16 protein-coding genes are annotated in these 19,779 nt (G+C 55.9%); 15 read left to right on the forward strand and 1 reads right to left on the reverse strand.

Annotation, left to right across the window (positions count from 1 at the left end; all coding sequences use genetic code 11):
- Nucleotides 1-2: 2 nt before the first annotated feature.
- The 15 genes from rfbA (at nt 3) to CPA59_RS06770 (ending at nt 18,223) form a co-directional block, all read left to right on the forward strand.
- Nucleotides 3-872: a glucose-1-phosphate thymidylyltransferase RfbA gene (gene rfbA / locus CPA59_RS06695; protein ID WP_038918361.1), complete on the forward strand. Its 870-nt coding sequence runs from the start codon at nt 3-5 to the stop codon at nt 870-872.
- A gap of 1 nt (nt 873) precedes the next feature.
- Nucleotides 874-1,410 (forward strand): dTDP-4-dehydrorhamnose 3,5-epimerase, encoded by a 537-nt coding sequence (gene rfbC / locus CPA59_RS06700; protein ID WP_049854839.1) that lies wholly within the window; start codon nt 874-876, stop codon nt 1,408-1,410.
- Complete coding sequence (rfbD, locus tag CPA59_RS06705; protein WP_038918363.1) at nt 1,407-2,264, forward strand: dTDP-4-dehydrorhamnose reductase; 858 nt, start codon at nt 1,407-1,409, stop codon at nt 2,262-2,264. The genes rfbC and rfbD overlap by 4 nt, the downstream gene beginning before the upstream one ends.
- A gap of 173 nt (nt 2,265-2,437) precedes the next feature.
- Complete coding sequence (locus CPA59_RS06710) at nt 2,438-3,358, forward strand: glycosyltransferase family 2 protein (RefSeq protein ID WP_107758918.1); 921 nt, start codon at nt 2,438-2,440, stop codon at nt 3,356-3,358.
- Nucleotides 3,355-4,626: an oligosaccharide flippase family protein gene (locus CPA59_RS06715; RefSeq protein WP_038918366.1), complete on the forward strand. Its 1,272-nt coding sequence runs from the start codon at nt 3,355-3,357 to the stop codon at nt 4,624-4,626. The genes CPA59_RS06710 and CPA59_RS06715 overlap by 4 nt, the downstream gene beginning before the upstream one ends.
- A gap of 97 nt (nt 4,627-4,723) precedes the next feature.
- Complete coding sequence (locus CPA59_RS06720) at nt 4,724-5,560, forward strand: glycosyltransferase family 2 protein (RefSeq protein ID WP_038660640.1); 837 nt, start codon at nt 4,724-4,726, stop codon at nt 5,558-5,560.
- A 192-nt stretch (nt 5,561-5,752) separates the two neighbouring features.
- Complete coding sequence (locus CPA59_RS06725) at nt 5,753-7,180, forward strand: mannose-1-phosphate guanylyltransferase/mannose-6-phosphate isomerase (protein WP_107758919.1); 1,428 nt, start codon at nt 5,753-5,755, stop codon at nt 7,178-7,180.
- A gap of 13 nt (nt 7,181-7,193) precedes the next feature.
- Complete coding sequence (gene cpsG / locus CPA59_RS06730; protein ID WP_038660632.1) at nt 7,194-8,567, forward strand: phosphomannomutase CpsG; 1,374 nt, start codon at nt 7,194-7,196, stop codon at nt 8,565-8,567.
- Between the two features lie 105 nt (nt 8,568-8,672).
- The gene (locus tag CPA59_RS06735; RefSeq protein ID WP_038918369.1) at nt 8,673-9,680 is read left to right on the forward strand and encodes an NAD-dependent epimerase; all 1,008 of its coding nucleotides are present in this window, start codon (nt 8,673-8,675) and stop codon (nt 9,678-9,680) included.
- A gap of 236 nt (nt 9,681-9,916) precedes the next feature.
- Nucleotides 9,917-11,083 (forward strand): nucleotide sugar dehydrogenase, encoded by a 1,167-nt coding sequence (locus CPA59_RS06740; RefSeq protein WP_038920852.1) that lies wholly within the window; start codon nt 9,917-9,919, stop codon nt 11,081-11,083.
- 83 nt (nt 11,084-11,166) lie between these two features.
- Complete coding sequence (locus CPA59_RS06745; RefSeq protein ID WP_107758920.1) at nt 11,167-12,066, forward strand: sugar phosphate nucleotidyltransferase; 900 nt, start codon at nt 11,167-11,169, stop codon at nt 12,064-12,066.
- A gap of 271 nt (nt 12,067-12,337) precedes the next feature.
- Nucleotides 12,338-13,744: an NADP-dependent phosphogluconate dehydrogenase gene (gene gndA, locus CPA59_RS06750; RefSeq protein WP_038918370.1), complete on the forward strand. Its 1,407-nt coding sequence runs from the start codon at nt 12,338-12,340 to the stop codon at nt 13,742-13,744.
- 913 nt (nt 13,745-14,657) lie between these two features.
- Nucleotides 14,658-15,278 (forward strand): YjbF family lipoprotein, encoded by a 621-nt coding sequence (locus tag CPA59_RS06760; RefSeq protein WP_338084196.1) that lies wholly within the window; start codon nt 14,658-14,660, stop codon nt 15,276-15,278.
- Between the two features lie 9 nt (nt 15,279-15,287).
- Complete coding sequence (locus CPA59_RS06765; protein WP_038918374.1) at nt 15,288-16,067, forward strand: capsule biosynthesis GfcC D2 domain-containing protein; 780 nt, start codon at nt 15,288-15,290, stop codon at nt 16,065-16,067.
- Nucleotides 16,067-18,223: a YjbH domain-containing protein gene (locus CPA59_RS06770; protein WP_107758921.1), complete on the forward strand. Its 2,157-nt coding sequence runs from the start codon at nt 16,067-16,069 to the stop codon at nt 18,221-18,223. Before CPA59_RS06765 ends, CPA59_RS06770 begins: the two co-directional genes overlap by 1 nt.
- A gap of 94 nt (nt 18,224-18,317) precedes the next feature.
- Here CPA59_RS06770 and CPA59_RS06775 read toward each other — a convergent pair whose 3' ends face one another.
- Nucleotides 18,318-19,514 (reverse strand): hypothetical protein, encoded by a 1,197-nt coding sequence (locus CPA59_RS06775; RefSeq protein ID WP_255412270.1) that lies wholly within the window; start codon nt 19,512-19,514, stop codon nt 18,318-18,320.
- Nucleotides 19,515-19,779 lie beyond the last annotated feature (265 nt).

The following is a 19,779-nucleotide window of genomic DNA, read 5'->3' on the forward strand; positions in this document are numbered from 1 at the left end:
CAATGAAAGGCATTGTACTGGCAGGCGGTTCAGGAACGCGACTCTATCCGATTACCCGCGGGGTATCGAAGCAGCTGTTGCCCATTTACGACAAACCGATGATCTATTACCCGATTTCGGTACTGATGCTGGCCGGTATCCGGGACATTCTGATTATTTCGACCCCGGATGATCTGCCCGCCTATCGTCGGTTGCTGGGCAACGGCAGCCGGTTCGGCGTGAATCTCTGTTACGCCGAGCAACCTTCGCCGGACGGTCTGGCGCAGGCGTTTCTGATCGGCGAAACCTTTATCAGCGGCGATCAGTGCGCGCTGGTGCTGGGCGACAACATCTTCTTCGGTCAGAGCTTCGGCAAGAAGCTGGAAAACGTGGCCGCCCGCACCGAAGGCGCCACCGTTTTCGGTTATCAGGTGATGGACCCCGAGCGCTTTGGCGTGGTGGAATTTGACGACAACAATCAGGCGATTTCGCTGGAAGAAAAACCCAGCACACCGAAATCCAACTGGGCGGTGACCGGGCTCTATTTCTATGACCGCCACGTGGTGGAAATGGCCAAGCAGGTTAAACCCTCGGCGCGCGGCGAACTGGAAATCACCACGCTCAATGAAATGTATCTGCAACAGGGCAACCTGAATGTCGAAGTGCTGGGGCGCGGCTTTGCCTGGCTGGACACCGGCACTCATGACAGCCTGCTGGAGGCTTCCCAGTTCATCAGCACTATCGAGAAGCGTCAGGGCTTCAAGGTCGCCTGTCTGGAGGAGATCGCGTTCCGCAAAGGCTGGCTGACCCGCGAACAGGTGGCGGATGAAGCCCGGTACCTTGGTAAAACCCACTACGGTCAGTATCTGGCCCAGCTACTTACAGGGATGTGATATGCAAGTTCATGATACCGCCATTCAGGGCGTCAAAATCATTCAGCCCAAGGTCTTCGGTGATGCCAGAGGCTTTTTTCTGGAAACGTTTGAGAAAAACCGTTATCAGGAAATGCTGGATATCGACCTGGACTTTGTACAGGACAACCATTCCCGCTCGGCCAAAGGCGTGTTGCGCGGGTTACATTTTCAGACTGCCAATCCGCAGGGGAAACTGGTGCGCGTGGTGCGCGGCGAGGTGTTCGACGTCGTCGTGGATATTCGCCCGGATTCCCCGACCTACGGCCGTTGGGAAGGCGTCGTGTTGTCGGAAGAAAACAAGACTCAGTTCTGGATCCCGCCCGGTCTGGCGCACGGTTTTTTGGTGCTGTCCGAACTGGCGGATTTCGAATACAAATGCACCGATTACTATAACCCGGCTCACGAAGGCTGCCTGCTATGGAACGATGCGGATATCGCTATCGACTGGCCGATAGCCTCCCCCCTGTTGTCGGAAAAGGATAAAAAGGGCAAATCCTTTAAGGAGTTATGGGCATGAAAGTCTTGTTAACCGGTGCTAACGGTCAGTTAGGGCGCTGCTTTCAGGATCGGCTGCCGGACGGGTGGTCGGTGCTGGCGACGGACACGGACTCGCTGGATATCACCGACGAGGCGCAGGTGCAGGCTACGGTGAAATCGTGGCAGCCGGACGCCATTGTCAATGCCGCGGCCTATACCGCGGTGGACAAGGCGGAGTCGGAACCCGAGCTGGCGGCGCGTATCAATGTCGCCGGGCCGGAATATCTGGCTCGCGCCGCCCGTCACCTGGGCGCGCGCTTTATCCATGTCTCCACCGATTATGTGTTCGATGGTACGGCGACCCGGCCGTATAGCGAAACCGACGCCACCCACCCGCTGGGCGTGTACGGTCAGACCAAGCTGGATGGCGAGCGGGCGGTGCTGAAGGTGAATCCGGCGGCGCAGATTGTGCGTACCGCCTGGGTTTTCAGCGAGTACGGCAACAACTTTGTCAAAACCATGCTGCGGCTGGGGCGGGAGCGGGATACCCTCGGCGTGGTGGCCGATCAACGCGGCTGCCCGACCTATGCCGGCGATATTGCCGACGCCATCATCAGCCTGTTGCAACAGCAGGCCGACGCCGGTCTGTATCACTTCTGCGGCGATGAAGAGGTGTCCTGGCATGATTTTGCCGGCGCCATCTTCGCCATCGCCGGCGAGCAGCAACTGCTGACCCGCACGCCGGTGGTCAACGCCATTACCACTGAGCAGTACCCAACGCCGGCAGCGCGGCCGGCTTATTCCACGCTGGATTGCGGCAAAATCGCCCGGCTGGGTATTCAGCCGTCCGCCTGGCGGGAGGCGTTGGGCGTTATCATCCCCAAATTGGTCTGATGATGTTCAGGCGCGGTAAACCCGTGGGGCGTGATGCCCTCTTCCTTTCGAGTTGCAGGCGATAACCGGGCGAATCCCTGATGCGGATTTGTACGGTCAGTGCGCCTGCAGCTCGGGAGAGGGCGGGTATACCGCACATCGTTCTCGTATTTCCTTATCTTCGGTTGACAGAGATGACAGGTCACGATCGGATCAGTATCGCGTTGGCTACCTATAACGGTGGCCGTTATGTCAGACAGCAGTTGGATTCCATCCAGCATCAGACGCATCAGGACTTTATCATCCATGTGTGCGACGACGGTTCCCGTGATAACACGCTGGAGGTAATCCGGAGCCATGAACTCTATCAGCAGGGTAAAGTCCGCCTTTATCCCGGCAAAGGCGGGCTGGGCGCGATGAAAAACTTCCGCCGCGCCATTGCCTGCTGTGAAGACCGCTATATCGCTTTGTGCGATCAGGATGATTATTGGGTTCCGGAAAAGCTGGAGCGGTTGCTGAACGAAGTTAAAGCGCACGAACAGGAAGGGGAGACGCCGGTGCTGGCGTTTTCCGATCTGGAGATCGTGGATGCGGTGCTGGGGCCGATCTATCCCTCCTTCTATCGCGCGTCGATCAAGTCCTCGGCGGCCAGCCAGCCGGAAGACTTTGTGGTCAGCAACCATATTCCTGGCTGCGCCATGTTGTTCAATCGCTCATTGAAACAGCTGATGGAACCGATGCCGGACGACATTCGCATGCATGACTGGTGGATTGCGATGATCGCCGCTCACAGCGGGAAGATCGCGTATGTGGATAGGCCGCTGATCAAGTATCGCCAGCACGGCAATAATACCGTCGGCGTGCCCGGTATCCTGCGAAAACGCCTGCTGCCGGACAGCCTGCTGTGTCTCAGGGGCTATCCCACGGGTCACAAGCACAGCCGCATGATGTTGACCGCCCTGAAAAGTTTTTGCCAGCGGCATCAGTCCGACAGCAGCGATTTTCTGCGGGTGATTCGCGGAGAAGCGGGGGTGCTGAGTAAGCTGTCGTTGATGCGGCGCGCCCGTAACGGCGAGCGGAAACTGCTGAGCTGTGCAATCTGGTGGATGGTATGAGTGACAAAAAGACAATAAAGCGCGAGGTTATCTATCTCTATATCATCCAGATTTCCAATATGCTGCTGCCGTTGGCGACCTTTCCTTATCTCGCCAGAGTGCTGGGCGCGGAGTTCTTTGGCAAGCTCAGTTACGCCCAGTCCATCAGCTTTATCGCGTTGTTTATTGTCGATTTTGGTTTTAACTTCTCGGCCGCCAGAAAAGTCAGCGCGCATGCTGGCGATATGGCGGCCATCAATGCCCTGTACTCGAATGTGCAATGCGCCAAAACATTGCTGTTCCTGATAGTGATGGCGGCGGGGACGGTAGTCGACCTGTTGACGGCTCAGTCGGAGATAGACGGCATCCTGTTCTTCATCGGGCTGGCGTCCTCGCTGAGTTCGCTGCTGTCCGCCGCCTGGCTGTTTCAGGGATTGGGGAAGAACTCGCATCTGGCTATCCTGAACCTGGTGTTCCGTGCGCTGGCGCTGGGCCTGATCTTTCTGCTGGTCAGCTCGCCAGCGGATATTTATCTGGCGTCGGTGATTCAGCTGTTTCCGCCGGTGCTGGTCGGGCTGGTGATTCAGTGTCAGTTGAAACGCCGCGAATCGGTGAGCTGGCAGCTCAGCGGCGTAAACCGGCATACGGTGGCCGACGAAATCCGGGAGAGTTTTCACAACTTTTCCGCGTCATTGTTCACGCTGGGTTTTACTTATCTGAATCCGGTGGTGATCAAATTTATGTTCGGCGACGCCACGTTGGGTCACTACGCGGTGGCGGATCGGCTGGCATCGGTGTTGCGCCAGTTGTATAACCCGATCGTGCAAGGCAATTTCAGCCATATCTGCAGCCTTTACAACCGCCTGGAGTACCCGGCTATTCGGGCCCGGCTGATGAAGGTCATGATGATGTTTTCTTTGCTCACCGCCAGCGCTTTTCTGGGGAATCTGCTGGTGGGGACGCCGATTATCCACTGGGTCTTCGGCAAGGAATACGATATCGGGCATTTGCTGACCATCATGATCGTTACCCAGTTTGTGATCTCGTTGTCGATTATTCTGGTTAACCTGATCATTATTCCGGCCGGGCTCAGCATCTACCTGAAGCGGGTCTATTTCATCGGTCTGTTGTGCCATTTTTCCTATCTGTTTTTCTTTGCCCAATGGTGGGGCGTATATGGGGTCGCGATTGCGGTGGGCGCGACCGAGTTCATCATCACGGTGGTGTTCTTTTTTATGGTAATGAAAAAGAACATTCTGGGTAACCGGATGTTAGGGATGCCCCAATAAAATAACCGCCGCGCCAGCATTTCATGATGCAACACGGAAATATCGTGCATCTGAATGGAGTCGTCATTGCAATCCTGTTTTGCCAGGAGAGAGAGTCATGATTAAAAATGCAATTCTGGTGGTGTTGTACAATAAGGGACTGGAGTCGTCTACAACCTTGCAGACGCTGATTCAGCATCCGTTTAAATCTATAAAATTGACTATTCATAATAATGGTCCTTTTCGTATTTCCGAAGAAGACAGCTTTTTTCTTCGGCTGAAAACGATTTATGAACAGGTGGAATTGGTTAATTGTCTGGAAAACCAGCCATTGAGCCAGGTATACAATCGGTTTATCGCCAATAACCTGCAGGTGGAACGATGGGTTATTCTGGATGATGACACCACCATTAATGAATCATTCTGGTTTGCGGTGGAGCACACCCAGGCGGATATTGAATGCCCGCGGATTATTTCCAGCATTAATTACAAAACCTATTACCCGGTATCCAAAGGGGAAATTGTCCTGAGTTATCAGGATCTGGACCCGGCGACGGCCTTTTCCATCGGCTCCGGGCTGATTATCCACCGCCGGTTATGGGATGTTTTCGAACGGCGTGGCCTGTCGCTGTTTGATGAAAACTACGCGCTGTACGGCGTGGATGTCAGCGTGTTTCGCCGCATACATCGCCTGAGCGCGTCCGGTGAAAAATTTGTGCTGAGAAGCAGCTGTTATCTGGAACATGGGCTTTCCCGTTCGGAAAAAAAGGAAAGCGAATTCAGAATTGCAGAGAACCTGATCGACCTGGCTATTTCAGCCCGCCGCTATCCCCAGTTTCACTTGTATTACCATCTTGGCTGGCGGCTGTTAAAACAGTTTGTTCGATTACGATTTAAAACCGTTATGGTTGCCACACAGGCTTTTTTTCGCGGCAAACATCCTCGCTGTAATTAATTTTTCTGCACGCTTTCTGATAAGCCCATTGCTATTGGGTTAATACGTATCCGGCAATGTTAAAGCCTGAGACGACGGACTGAATTTATTTTCGGCTATTGAATGGCGATCACGTTAATAACGTAATTCACGTCAATTACGTTTATCGCGTCAATAGCCGCCACATATTTATCAAGTTTATCAAGGTGCGATATGTCTAACGTTATTCCTGTCATTATGGCTGGCGGTAGCGGCAGCCGACTATGGCCGTTGTCGCGTGAGCTGTTTCCCAAGCAGTTTCTGCCATTAGGCGACGAGAGCAACCGCAGCCTGTTGCAGAATACCCTGGCGCGGTTGCAGGGATTGTCGTTTCTGGCGCAGCAACGACCGCTGGTGATCTGCAATGAGGAGCACCGTTTTCTGGTCGCGGAACAGTTGCGCGAGCAACAGCAACTGGGGGGCAACATCATTCTGGAGCCGGTTGGGCGTAATACCGCGCCGGCGATTGCGCTGGCGGCCCATCTGAGCGTCAAGACCGATCCGGACAGCCTGCTGCTGGTGCTGGCTGCCGATCATCTGATCAGGAAAACCGATAACTTCCATCAGGCGATCCGCCAGGCGTTGCCCTATGCCCACGACGATAAGCTGGTGACCTTCGGCATCGTGCCGGAGTGCCCCGAAACCGGTTATGGCTATATCAAGACGGGCGGCGCGTTGTCCGGTGGCGGCTTCGCGGTAGACGAATTCGTGGAAAAACCGGATTTGGCGACGGCCGAGCGTTACCTGAAATCCGGCGCGTATTGCTGGAACAGCGGCATGTTCCTGTTCCGCGCGGCGAAATATCTGGATGAACTGCAACAGAACCAGCCGGATATCTACGAGCTGACCCGTGTGGCGATGGCGCGCAGCCAGCGCGATATGGACTTTATTCGCGTGGAGTCGCGCGCGTTTACCGACTGCCCCGGCGATTCCATCGACTACGCGGTGATGGAGAAAACCCGCGATGCGGTGGTGATCGCTTTTGACGCCGGCTGGAGCGATGTCGGCTCCTGGTCGTCGCTGTGGGAGGTGTCGGAAAAAGACGAGCAGGGCAACGTGACGGTGGGGGATGTGATTGCGCTGGATAGCCGCAACAACTACGTTTCTTCGTCCTCGTCGCTGGTGGCGACCATCGGCATCGACGACGTCATCATCGTCAACACCGGGGATGCATTGCTGGTGGCCGCCAAAAAACGGGCGCAGGACGTCAAGAAAGTAGTGGAACGCCTGAAAGCGCAAAACCGGCACCAGTTCCGCGATCATACCGAGTCGTTCCGCCCCTGGGGCAAGAGCAGCAATATCGATGCCGGCGAACACTATCGGGTGAAAAAACTGGTCGTGCATCCCGGTCAGGGGCTGTCGTTGCAACAGCATTTTCACCGCGCTGAACATTGGGTGGTGCTGGCGGGGACCGCCAGGGTTCAGGTGGATGACAAGACCTATTTTCTGGCGGAAAACCAGTCCACCTTTATTCCGCCCGGCGCGGTGCACACGCTGGAAAATCCGGGCCTGATCGACCTCGTGGTGATTGAGGTCCGCTCAGGTCATTACCTGGAAGAGGACGACATCGTCCGTTTGCATGACCGCTATGGTCGGGTATGAAGGGAGAAGGACAATGCCCGCATTAACCTGTTTTAAAGCCTATGATATTCGCGGTGAACTGGGAACCGAACTGGATGAAGACATCGCCTACCGGATCGGACGCGCCTACGCCGAGGTGATTCAACCCACGCGTGTGGTGGTGGGCGGCGATGTTCGGCTGACCAGCGAATCATTGAAGCGAGCGCTGGCCGATGGCCTGCGCGACGCCGGGGTGGATGTGTATGACATCGGCCTGTCCGGCACAGAGGAAGTCTACTTCGCCACCTTCCATTTCGGGATGGACGGCGGGATAGAGGTCACCGCCAGCCACAACCCCATCAATTACAATGGGATGAAGCTGGTGCGCGCCGGTTCTCAACCCATCAGCGGTGATAGCGGACTGAAAGATATCCAGCGTCTGGCGGAGGAAAACCGCTTTGCGCCCGCCGACCCGCAGCGCCGCGGGCGCTATGAGCCTCTGGCGGCGTTGAAACCGTACATCGAGCACCTGATGTCGTATATCAACCCGCGCAATCTGACGCCGATAAAAATCGTCATCAACAGCGGCAACGGCGCCGCCGGTCACGTCGTGGATGCGCTGGAAGCGGAGCTGTGCCGTCATGGCGCGTCGGTGTCCTTTATCAAGGTCCACCATCAGCCGGACGGCACGTTCCCTAACGGCATTCCCAATCCGCTGTTGCCGGAATGCCGGGCGGATACCGCCCGCGCGGTGGTTGAACATCAGGCGGATTTCGGCGTGGCGTTCGACGGCGATTTTGACCGCTGCTTCCTGTTTGATCATCAGGGGCGTTTTATCGAGGGTTACTACATCGTCGGGCTGCTGGCGGAATCCTTCCTGAACAAGGCGCCGGGCTCCACCATCATTCATGACCCGCGTCTGACCTGGAACACGGTGGATATCGTTACCGGCAAAGGCGGTAATCCGGTGATGTCGAAAACCGGTCATGCGTTTATCAAAGAACGGATGCGCAAGGAGGACGCCATTTACGGCGGTGAAATGAGCGCGCATCACTACTTTCGGTCGTTCGCCTACTGCGATTCCGGCATGATCCCGTGGCTGCTGGTGGCGGAATTGATCGGGGTGCGTGGGCGCTCATTGTCGCAGCTGGTCAGCGAGCGGATGCTGGCGTATCCCGCTTCCGGCGAGATCAACTCCTTGCTGACCGACCCGGCCGCGGCGATTGCCCGCGTGCGCGCCGCCTGGGAACCGCAGGCGCTGGCGGTGGATGAAACCGACGGCATCAGCCTGACGTTTACCGACTGGCGTTTTAATCTGCGCCGTTCCAACACCGAACCGGTGGTTCGGCTCAATGTGGAGTCGCGGCAGAATCCCCGACTGATGGAGGAAAAAACCCGTACGATTCTGGCGCTGTTGCGTCAGTGTTGAGGCGATCTCTGGCACCCTCTGCATGTTTTCAGTGGTTAGCGGGTGCTGAATCAGGGCGGTGGATGGTATTATCTCCGCCATTCAAGTCACGTTAAGAGTTCCTGAATGAAATTTCTTGTTACCGGCGCGGCCGGCTTTATCGGCTTCTATGCCTGTCAGTCACTCTGCGCCGCCGGCCATACGGTGGTGGGGATCGACAACCTCAACAGCTATTACGAGGTATCGCTCAAGGAAGCGCGGCTGGCGAAACTGCGCGCGCTGCCCGGTTTTCATTTTGAGCGGATAGATATTGCGGATAGCCAGGCGATGGCGGCGTTGTTCGCGGCGGAAAAATTCGAGCGCGTTATCCACCTCGCCGCGCAGGCTGGGGTGCGTTATTCGCTGGAAAACCCGATGGTGTATGCGGAAAGCAACCTGATCGGGCATCTGAATGTGCTGGAAGGGTGCCGTCATAACGGCGTCGGTCACCTGATTTACGCCTCTTCCAGCTCGGTGTACGGGTTGAACAGCAAAACGCCGTTCGCCACCGCCGACTCGACCGACCACCCGATCTCGCTGTATGCCGCGACCAAGAAATCCAATGAACTGATGGCGCACTCCTATTCGCACCTGTATGACCTGCCGACCACCGGGCTGCGCTTTTTCACGGTGTATGGACCGTGGGGGCGTCCGGACATGGCGCTGTTCAAGTTCACCCGCCGGATTCTGGCTGGCGAACCGATCGATATCTACAATCAGGGTGATATGTGGCGTGATTTCACCTATGTCACCGACATTGTGGAAGGCATGCTGCGCATGGTGGATCAGATTCCGGGACGCGATGCCGACTGGACGGTGGAAGGCGGTTCGCCGGCCACCAGTTCCGCGCCGTACCAGCTCTACAATATCGGTCACGGCAGCCCGGTGCGGCTGATGGATTTCGTAACCGCGCTGGAGTCGGCGCTGGGGCGTGAGGCAGTAAAAAACTTCATGCCGATGCAGGCTGGCGACGTTTATCAGACCTATGCCGATACCAGCGACCTGTTCGCTGTGACAGGCTATCGACCGCAGGTAGGGGTAGAAAAAGGGGTACAGGCCTTCGTGGACTGGTACCGGGATTTCTATCAGGCCTGAGCGAAATAAAGAGAAATATATACCCCAAATAATTCGAGTTGCAGGAAGGCGGCGACGCAGCGAATCCCCAGGAGCTTACATAAGTAAGTGACTGGGGTGAGCGAGGAAAGCCAACGCACCTGCGACTTGAAGTATGGCGGGTATAGACGGCATTACGCAGCGGACGTCTCTGCGGCTTTGCTATTGTTCTGTGGCGGGTACAGTGTGTTACCCCGTAGGATGAATGTGGACAGATGATGAAAATTGCAATTGCGGGTACCGGTTATGTTGGCTTGTCCAACGCCATGCTGCTGGCGCAGCATAATGAAGTGGTCGCGGTGGATATCGTCGCCGAAAAAGTGGATATGCTCAACAAAGGCATCTCCCCCATCGTGGATAAGGAAATCGAAGCCTATCTGCGTAACCCGGCGCTGAATTTCCGCGCCACGCTGGATGCCGTATCCGCCTATCAGGATGCGGAATTCGTCATTATCGCCACGCCGACGGATTACGATCCGAAAACCAATTACTTCAACACTCGCTCGGTGGAAGCGGTGATCAGCAAGGTGCTGGAAGTGAATCCGCACGCGGTGATGATCATCAAATCCACCATTCCGGTGGGATATACCGCGCAGGTTCGCGAGCAGTTCGGCACTGAAAATATCATCTTCTCGCCGGAGTTCCTGCGTGAAGGCCGCGCGCTGTACGACAACCTGTATCCGTCCCGTATCGTGGTGGGCGAGCGTTCTGAACGCGCCGAGCGTTTTGCCCGCCTGCTGGTGGAAGGGGCCATCAAAACCAATATTCCGGTGCTGTTTACCGGTTTAACCGAAGCCGAAGCGATCAAACTGTTCGCCAATACCTATCTGGCGATGCGCGTGGCCTACTTTAACGAGCTGGATACCTACGCCCAGACTCTGGGGCTGGACAGTAAACAGATTATCGAAGGCGTCGGGCTGGACCCGCGTATCGGCCAGCACTACAACAACCCGTCGTTCGGCTATGGCGGCTACTGCCTGCCGAAGGATACCAAGCAACTGCTGGCTAACTACGAATCGGTGCCGAACAACCTGATTCGGGCGATTGTCGACGCCAACACCACCCGCAAGGATTTCATCGCCGATTCCGTGATCAGACGGAGTCCGAAAGTGGTCGGTATCTACCGGCTGGTGATGAAAACCGGCTCTGATAACTTCCGTGCTTCCGCGATTCAGGGGGTAATGAAGCGCATCAAGGCCAAAGGGATCGACGTGGTGGTGTATGAGCCGGCGTTGAAAGAGTCGGAGTTCTTCCGTTCCCGCGTGATTCACAGTCTGGATGAGTTCAAACAGATATCCGACGTGATTCTGTCGAACCGAATGGCGCCGGAATTGTCTGATGTAATGGAAAAAGTGTATACCCGCGATCTCTTCGGCGCCGATTAGGTGTATTCTGGCGCCAGAAAAATTAATGTGGCGCGGTCTTTGTCGTCGCGGCAAACAGCAGCATGTTTTTGAGAGAACACGAAATGACAGCATTAAAAGCGATTATCCCCGTTGCCGGTTTAGGGATGAACTTGTTACCGGTTACCAAAGCGATTCCAAAAGAGATGCTTCCGTTGGTTGACCGGCCGGTAATCGAAAAGATTGTCAACGAGTGCGTCAATGCGGGAATTAAAGAGATCGTGCTGGTGACGCACGCCTCTAAAAACGCCATTGAAAACCATTTTGATACCTCTTTCGAGCTGGAGTCGATGCTGGAAGAGCGCGCCAAACGTCAGTTGCTGGCGGAAGTACAGTCCATTTGCCCGCCGGGCGTGACCATCATGAATGTGCGTCAGGGGCAGACGCTGGGTCTGGGGCACGCGGTGTCCTGCGCTCACCCGATTGTCGGCAACGCGCCGTTTGTGGTGGTACTGCCGGATGTGGTGATGGACGACGCTTCCGCCGATCAGTCGAAAGACAATCTGGCGCTGCTGATTTCCCGTTTTGAGCAGACCGGTCACAGCCAGGTGCTGGTAAAACACCGTCCGTACGAGGTGCTGCCGGAATATTCCATCGTGGAATGTGAGAACGCGCTGAATCAGGCGGGCGACGCTTCGGCGATCACCTCCATGATCGAGAAGCCGGAGCTGGCGCCGGTGGAAGGGTCGGACCTGTCCGCGGTCGGCCGTTATGTTCTGACTGCCGAAGCCTGGCCGATTCTGGAAAACACCCTGGCAGGCGCCTGGGGCCGTATCCAGTTGACCGATGCCATCGCCGAGCTTATCAAAACCCAGCAGGTTGATGCCGTTCAGATGGCGGGGCGTAGCTTCAACTGCGGTCGTAAGATGGGGTATGTGCAGGCATTCGTGTCCTACGGTCTGCGCAATCCGGAACTGGGTAGTGCTTTCAAAACCAAAATCAAAGCGCTGCTGGAAAAATATTAATCAACGCGCCATACCCGATAACACCCTGGTGTTATCGGGTTTTTTCTGACCATTGTTCAGATGGTTATCAATGAAATTAATATCACGATAATTTATTGCACTGTTTTTTGTCCTCCACCCGGTCAGCCTCATTCGTGGAACGCCTGCTACCTTCCTTGTCGCACCAATAACTACCCACCCGGCGTTAGCTGGGTTACCATGTCAGCCAGCTTTTTGTTGCCTGGGGCGCAGTCAGCCGCAGGCAGGTTACCTTCAGACAGGAGTTGCTTTAATGTCCAAACAGCAAATTGGCGTTGTCGGTATGGCGGTAATGGGGCGCAATCTGGCGCTGAACATTGAAAGCCGTGGCTATACCGTTTCCGTCTTTAACCGTTCCGCAGACAAAACGGATGAGGTGATTGCAGAGAATCCGGGGAAAAAACTGGTGCCGTGCTACACCGTTGAAGAGTTTGTTGAATCTCTGGAAAAACCGCGCCGTATCCTGTTGATGGTTAAAGCGGGCGAAGCGACGGATAAAACTATCGAGTCCCTGAAACCGTATCTGGAAAAAGGCGACATCCTGATCGACGGCGGCAACACGTTCTATAAAGACACCATTCGCCGTAACCGTGAATTGTCTGCCGAAGGGTTCAACTTCATCGGTACCGGCGTGTCCGGCGGTGAAGAAGGCGCGCTGAAAGGTCCGTCCATTATGCCGGGCGGTCAGAAAGAGGCCTATGAGCTGGTCGCGCCGATTCTGGAGCAGATCGCAGCCCGTGCTGAAGGCGAGCCTTGCGTAACCTATATTGGCGCTGACGGCGCCGGTCACTACGTGAAAATGGTGCACAACGGCATCGAGTACGGCGACATGCAGCTGATCGCCGAAGCCTACGCGCTGCTGAAGCAGGCGCTCGGGCTTTCCAACGAAGAACTGGCGAGCACCTTCTCCGAATGGAACAAGGGCGAGCTGAGCAGCTACCTGATCGAAATCACGGCCGATATCTTCACCAAGAAAGACGAAGAGGGTAAATACCTGGTCGACGTGATTCTGGATGAAGCCGCCAACAAAGGCACCGGCAAGTGGACCAGCCAGAGCTCGCTGGATCTGGGTGAACCGCTGTCGCTGATTACCGAGTCGGTGTTTGCCCGTTACCTGTCCTCGCTGAAGAACCAGCGTGTGGCGGCCTCTAAAGTGCTGAGCGGCCCGGCTGCCCAGGCGTTCAGCGGCGACAAAGCCGGGTTCGTCGAAAAAGTGCGTCGCGCGCTGTATCTGGGCAAAATCGTCTCCTACGCGCAGGGTTTCTCTCAGCTGAAAGCGGCGTCTGACGAAAACAACTGGAGCCTGAACTACGGCGAAATCGCCAAGATTTTCCGTGCCGGTTGCATCATCCGCGCCCAGTTCCTGCAAAAGATCACCGACGCCTACGCCGAGAACGCCGATATCGCCAACCTGCTGCTGGCGCCGTATTTCCGCCAGATCGCCGACGAATACCAGCAGGCGCTGCGTGACGTGGTGTCCTATGCGGTACAGCAGGGGATTCCGACTCCGACCTTCTCGGCGGCGATTGCCTATTATGACAGTTACCGTTCCGCGGTATTACCGGCCAATCTGATTCAGGCTCAGCGCGATTATTTCGGCGCGCATACCTATAAGCGTATTGATAAAGAAGGCGTATTCCACACCGAATGGTTGGAATAATATTCTGAAATATTTTTCATATTCTGAAACCGGGTAGAAATATCCGGTTTTTCTTTCTCAATATCTCCCCTCTAATAACTATACCCCAAATAATTCGAGCTGCAGGAAGGCGGCAGCTGAGCGAATCCCCAGGAGCTTACATAAGTAAGTGACTGGGGTGAGCGAGGCAGCCAACACACCTGCTGCTTGAAGTATGACGGGTATGAGACTTTTCCGATAATATTTCATCTCATTGTAATCAATGGGAAAAATATAACACTCTTGCGACTTGTCTTATTTCCTTAATCGTTCAATTTTGCTTTTCTTATTCTTTATCTGAGTATTGGTTCGGATCCTTCCCACGCGCTGGTGATTATTTCATGAAGGATGAATTGAAATAATTGCTTCACAGGCCGTGGGGAAGATCCAACCTGGCTGATTAATTCAGCCAGTCGTGGGTCAGGGGAGAGCTTCCGGGTTGTCCCCTGCCTGATGTCCTTAAACAGGAAATAAAAGGAAATGGTAATGATGAAGAAAACGCTAGCGATCCTGGTACTGGCTCTGGCCGTACCTGTGGGCGCACTGGCGGCTGGGCCGTCAGCAGGTAACGGTCAACCCGTTTTCCAGGGGGGGGCCGCAGCTGGTTCACACGCGTTTAGCGCAGCGAGTGGCCGCGGGTCGGGTTATGGCTATGGCTATGGCCACGGGGTTGGTCGTGGCGTCATGGGGGGCATCGTTTCTGCCGCCAGCAGCACAACCAGCACCACTGCGACCGGCACCTCAACCGTGACGTCAACTCGCGGTTAATGATGGGCTAATAACCAAGGCCACTCCGGTGGCCTTTTTTCTGCTTCAGGATGTTCAGGCGAGAACCCGAACAATGAAAAAAATCCTTGATTTAGCCTTGTTCCGGATGTTGGTGGTCGTTTTCTTCATGCTAGGACTCACAGGGTGTTCTCAGCAAATTAGTCAACTGGGCCGGGACTTGCGGCTGGCGTTGTGGGGAAGGGAAGGTGTCAGCATGACGCCGCAACAGGTGGAGCAGCTTCCCTATGCCTCAGCGTATCTGAAAGTGGGTAAGGCGCCGCGCGTCTTTGTGGTGCTGGCGTTTGTCGATAACCAGCAACTGAAGTGGGTGACGGAGGATAAAAACGTGGTGGTAACCCGCTTTGGCCGGCTGGTGAAAACGCAGGGGCTGGGTGAAGACATCCGGCAAGTCACCCAGTTGGACACCGACCCGCTCAGCCTTGGCTTGCTGAAACCCGGCACCCCAAAACAGTGGCACACCATCGTCAGCTGGTCGCAGGTGCTGCGCGGCGGTTACGACCAGCAATCGGTATTCGAGAACAAAGGCCCGGAAACCCTGACGATACTGAACATCCCGCGGCAGACGGTACGTTTCGACGAGCAGGTGACCGTACCGGCGCTGGGCAAACGCTATACCAACCAATACTGGCTGGACCCGACTTCCGGTCAGGTCATCCAAAGCTATCAGTATATGGGGCCAAACATGGCTCTGGTGCAGTTCACTGTTCTTAAGCCATACAATCAATAAGGTAATTTTATGTTGTCATTCAATCGATTGGCTGCCTTGTTATTGCTGGTGGCCGGAACATCAGGGGCGGCGCAGTTAACGGTAAAGTATGCGGGCGAAACGTTGCCCGCCGTGGTGCTGAAAGACGGCACCCGTCTGGATCAGTTCTACGGCCAGATGACTTTCCCGGACAAGGTCAACTGGCAGACTGCGTTACTCACCAACGAACTTGTGACGGAAAAGGTCAAAGAGAAGGGAGAAAGGCTGCAGGCCCGGCTCTATCAGTTGCAGCTGGTCTGGCAGGTCGAGGGCGATGGCGACTGGGCGATCGCCGCCTGGTATATGGCGCAGGCGCTGAAACAGGTGAATACCGTCGGCCGGATCCGCGCCAGCATCGACCCGGATATCGTGCGTCTTTCTCAGCGGGATAATCGCCCGCTGGTGGGCAACTATACCCTCTACCTGTCACCCTATCGGGATCAGTTCTTTTTGTTTGGGCTGATCAGCACCGGCATTGATATCGGCACCCCGAACGTGTTCAAGGACATCGACCTCCAGTCAGGCTGGTCTGTCGAACAGTACATCGGCAGACGGCGTTTTCTGCCTGGCGGCGATAACCGCGACGGTTATCTGATTTCGAGCGACGGCCGCTGGCGCAAAGTTCCGCTGGCCATCTGGAACCGCCAGCACAATGAACCGGCGGCGGGAGAAACGCTGTTCATCGGTTTTGACCCTTCCATTCTGCCCGAGGGCTTCACGTCTCTGAATGAGCAGATCGCCGACTATCTTGCCAACCGGATTCCACACTAATGGCTAACAACCGAACTTTTAAACTGAGCTGCCTGTCGCTGGCGATTGGCAGCACATTAGGGACGTCGGTCTGGGCGGCTGAAGCGGATAACCAGGATGCGGCGAACCGCAGCGGTTATTACCAGCCCGCCGGCGTATCGCAGATGGATTTTGGCGGCGTAGGGCTATGGCAGATGCCGACGGCGCGCATGGCGGATACCGGCGAGTTTAGCGCCAGCTACCGCGACAACCAGGAATATCGCCGCTATGCCATTTCACTGCAGCCACTCGACTGGCTGGAGGCGACGCTGCGGTATACCGATATTCGTACCCGGCCTTACAGCACCACCCCCAGCTTCAGTGGCAGCCAAACCTACAAAGACAAGAGCTTCGACGTCAAGGCGCGGCTCTGGCAGGAAAGCCGCTGGCTGCCGCAGGTATCGCTGGGGTTGCGCGATATCGCCGGCACCGGTTTGTTCGACAGCGAGTATCTGGTAGCCAGCAAGCGCTGGGGGCCGTTTGATTTCACGCTGGGTATGGGCTGGGGCAACATGGCGCAGAGCGGCAACATTACCAACCCGGCCTGCCGGTTGATGTCGGGATTCTGTACCCGTTCCGCCTCAACGCAGACCGGGCAGTTCGCGGCGAAGAACTTTTTCCACGGACCGGCGGCGCTGTTTGCCGGGTTGGAATACCAGACGCCGTGGGATCCGTTGCGTATCAAGCTGGAGTACGACAGCAACGACTACAGCGTGGAGGCGGCGGACCAGACTCGCCCTGCGTCGCAGCATATCAAGCAGGACTCGCCGATTAACGTCGGCCTGGTGTACCGCGCCACCGACTGGCTGGATACGTCGCTGTCGTGGGAGCGCGGCAACACCCTGATGTGGGGCTTCACGCTGCGCACCAACTTCAACCGGCTGCGGCCGCAGCACCCGGACGACGAGCCGCCGGTTTACTTACCGGGAAAAAACGCAACGGCGAAAAATGCACAGGGCGGCACCGACTGGCAACGTGTTTCGCAGGAGCTGGACGAAAAGGCCGGCTTTACTCAACCGGATATTTATAGCGACGGCCAGCAGGTGACGGTGGTGGCGGAGCAGTATAAATATAACAGCGATGCCGAGGCCAGCCGGCGGGCGGCGACGGTGCTGGCGAACAATCTGCCGGACGACGTCGGGCAGTATCACATCGTCACCCGTAGCGGTCCGCTGACCGCCACCAGTACCCGTGTGGATGCGTCGGCGTTCCGCCAACTGGAGTCCGGCAGCACGCCGCTGGGGCTGGACGAGCCGGATCCCTATCATGTCGAGCCGCTGCCGGAGCCGAGTGGCCGTCAGGTGCTGCATACCGAGCCGCCGCGTTTCACCTACGGCATCGACCCCTCGCTGCAGCAGTCTTTTGGCGGTCCGGAATCGTTCTACATGTATCAGCTGTCGGCCAACGCCAGCGCCGATTACCGTATTACCAATAACTGGCGGCTGGGCGGCATGCTGAGCATCAACCTGCTCAATAACTATAACCAGTTCAACTTCAGATCGCCCCCGCAGGACGGCGCGGCGCTGCCGCGGGTCCGTACCCACATTCGCGAATATGTGACCGCTTCGGACGTACAACTGACCAACCTGCAGCTGTCGCGTTACGATCATCTGTCGCGCGACTGGTATACCCAGGTCTACGGCGGTTATCTGGAAATGATGTACGCCGGGGTCGGGGGCGAAGTGCTGTATCGTCCGTTTGGCAGCAGCTGGGCGGTGGGGATGGACGTCAACTACGTCAAGCAGCGGGACTGGGACGATCCGCAGCGGCTGAAGGATTACAGCGTGACCACCGGTCACCTGACCACCTATTGGTCGCTGCCGTTCGTCAAAGGCGGGCTGGCGAAAATCAGCGTCGGGCGTTATCTGGCCGGCGATAAAGGCGTCACGCTGGATCTGTCGCGCCGTTTCGACAGCGGGATCGTGGCCGGCGCGTTTGCCACCGTCACCAATGTCAGCGCCAGCGAATATGGCGAAGGCAGTTTCACCAAAGGGATCTACTTCACCATCCCGTTCGATCTGCTCTTCAGTTCACCGACCACCCGTCACGGCTCCATCGGCTGGGTACCGCTGACCCGCGATGGCGGCCAGATGCTGGATCGGCGCGACGTGCTGTACAACATGGTGGACCGGGAATAATGGTGGTCAGGGGATAATCAAGAGTAGTGAGGGGATAATCGAATCACCCGGTCAATGCGCAGCGCCTTCCGGAAAACGGGAGGCGCCGCCAGTATCAGAGTTGAGGCTGTAGTGACGAGGGGGAAGGCAGCGGGCGTACCGCTCTGGTCCGCTGGCGATGTAGCTTGCTGCTGACCATCATCATGGTGACAAACAGAAACAGCCCAGGTGAAAAGTAACCATAGCCGCGCAGGAAAAACTCGACCGCGTAGGCGATCACCACCGCCATGGCGATTTTCAGCAGCGTTGATTCCATATCGGTGTTATCGCGGATGCGGTTGATGGTGTTGACGGCTTTTTTCAGAATCAACATGTAGCCGATACTGATCAGCAGACCGACGGCGCCGAATTCGCTGACGATTTTCGAGGCCAGGAAGCCGCCGTCGTTACGGTTGAAGTCGCTGCCGGCGAGCGACTGGATGACATAGCCGTATTGGCCAACCCCATTGGTGCCGGCCATTTGCAGCCCCAAGCCAAGGCCGTGGCTTTCCAGCAGCGCGTTTTTGGCGTCATCCAGCCCTTGCAGGAATACCAGCGTCGTGAGGTTGTCGGTATCGTCGCTGATGGTCAGGCGCGAGCCGAAGTAGGCGATGGCCGGCAGGTCGGAAAAGTAGGTCAGCATGAAATACACCGCCGCAACCAGCACCACGATGATCGTCAGCATCAGGGTAATGCGCCGCGCCATCCAGAAGATGAAAATCGCCATCATGCAGAACACCAGCAGCGTCAGGCTGGGGAAAATCAACGCCTGCAACAGCAGGTTCGTCAGCAGCACCACGCGTTCCCGGTTTTTCATCAGAATGCCGCTGGCGCAGACAAAGATACCGACCGTCAGGGCGTAATGACTCTCTTCGGAAAAAGGAAACACCGCCTTGGGTTTCGCAGCGTAACTGCCGATATCAATGCGATGGATGACCGAGATCCAGCCGAGCAGCAGCAGGGTATAGGTGACGGCCCGGAAAACGGAAGCAAGGGTGGCGGGCGGGACGGTCAGCAGACGGTTGGAAAATAGCGTGGCGCCAAGAAAAATAATAATCAGCGCCGGTAACGTGAAGAGTGGTTTGTAATTGTCATAGAAGGTGGCTATATAACCGGACTGCGCCAGTAATATAAATACCGCTATCGAAAAAAGTAAGATTTTTCCACTGGAAAAGGCCAATTGCTTCATACAGCGTAAGCCATAAATATAGATGGCTGTGATGGCTACCATCATGCCGGGCGCCAGCGAGGATTGCTGGAGAAATACAAACACAAACTGTGGTATCAGGAAAATGCAAAGCATTGCCCAATAAAGAGAATTATGTTTTATGGTTGCTTTCAATTTTCAACTCCCATACTCAGTTGAAGTGTATTTCCAGTGATGATAAATCAGATTGAATTAAATCTTTAATTATTTTTGCAGAAAATTTATGACATTTATCGGCGCTATTGTTTACCCTGCCTGTTATCAACGCATTATCTTCCATTATGTGAATTTCGATTTTTAAGACATTTAATTTATTGATATCGGAGAGGTT

The organism is Dickeya sp. Secpp 1600 (assembly GCF_003049805.1).
GTDB classification, from domain to species: Bacteria; Pseudomonadota; Gammaproteobacteria; order Enterobacterales; family Enterobacteriaceae; genus Dickeya; species Dickeya fangzhongdai.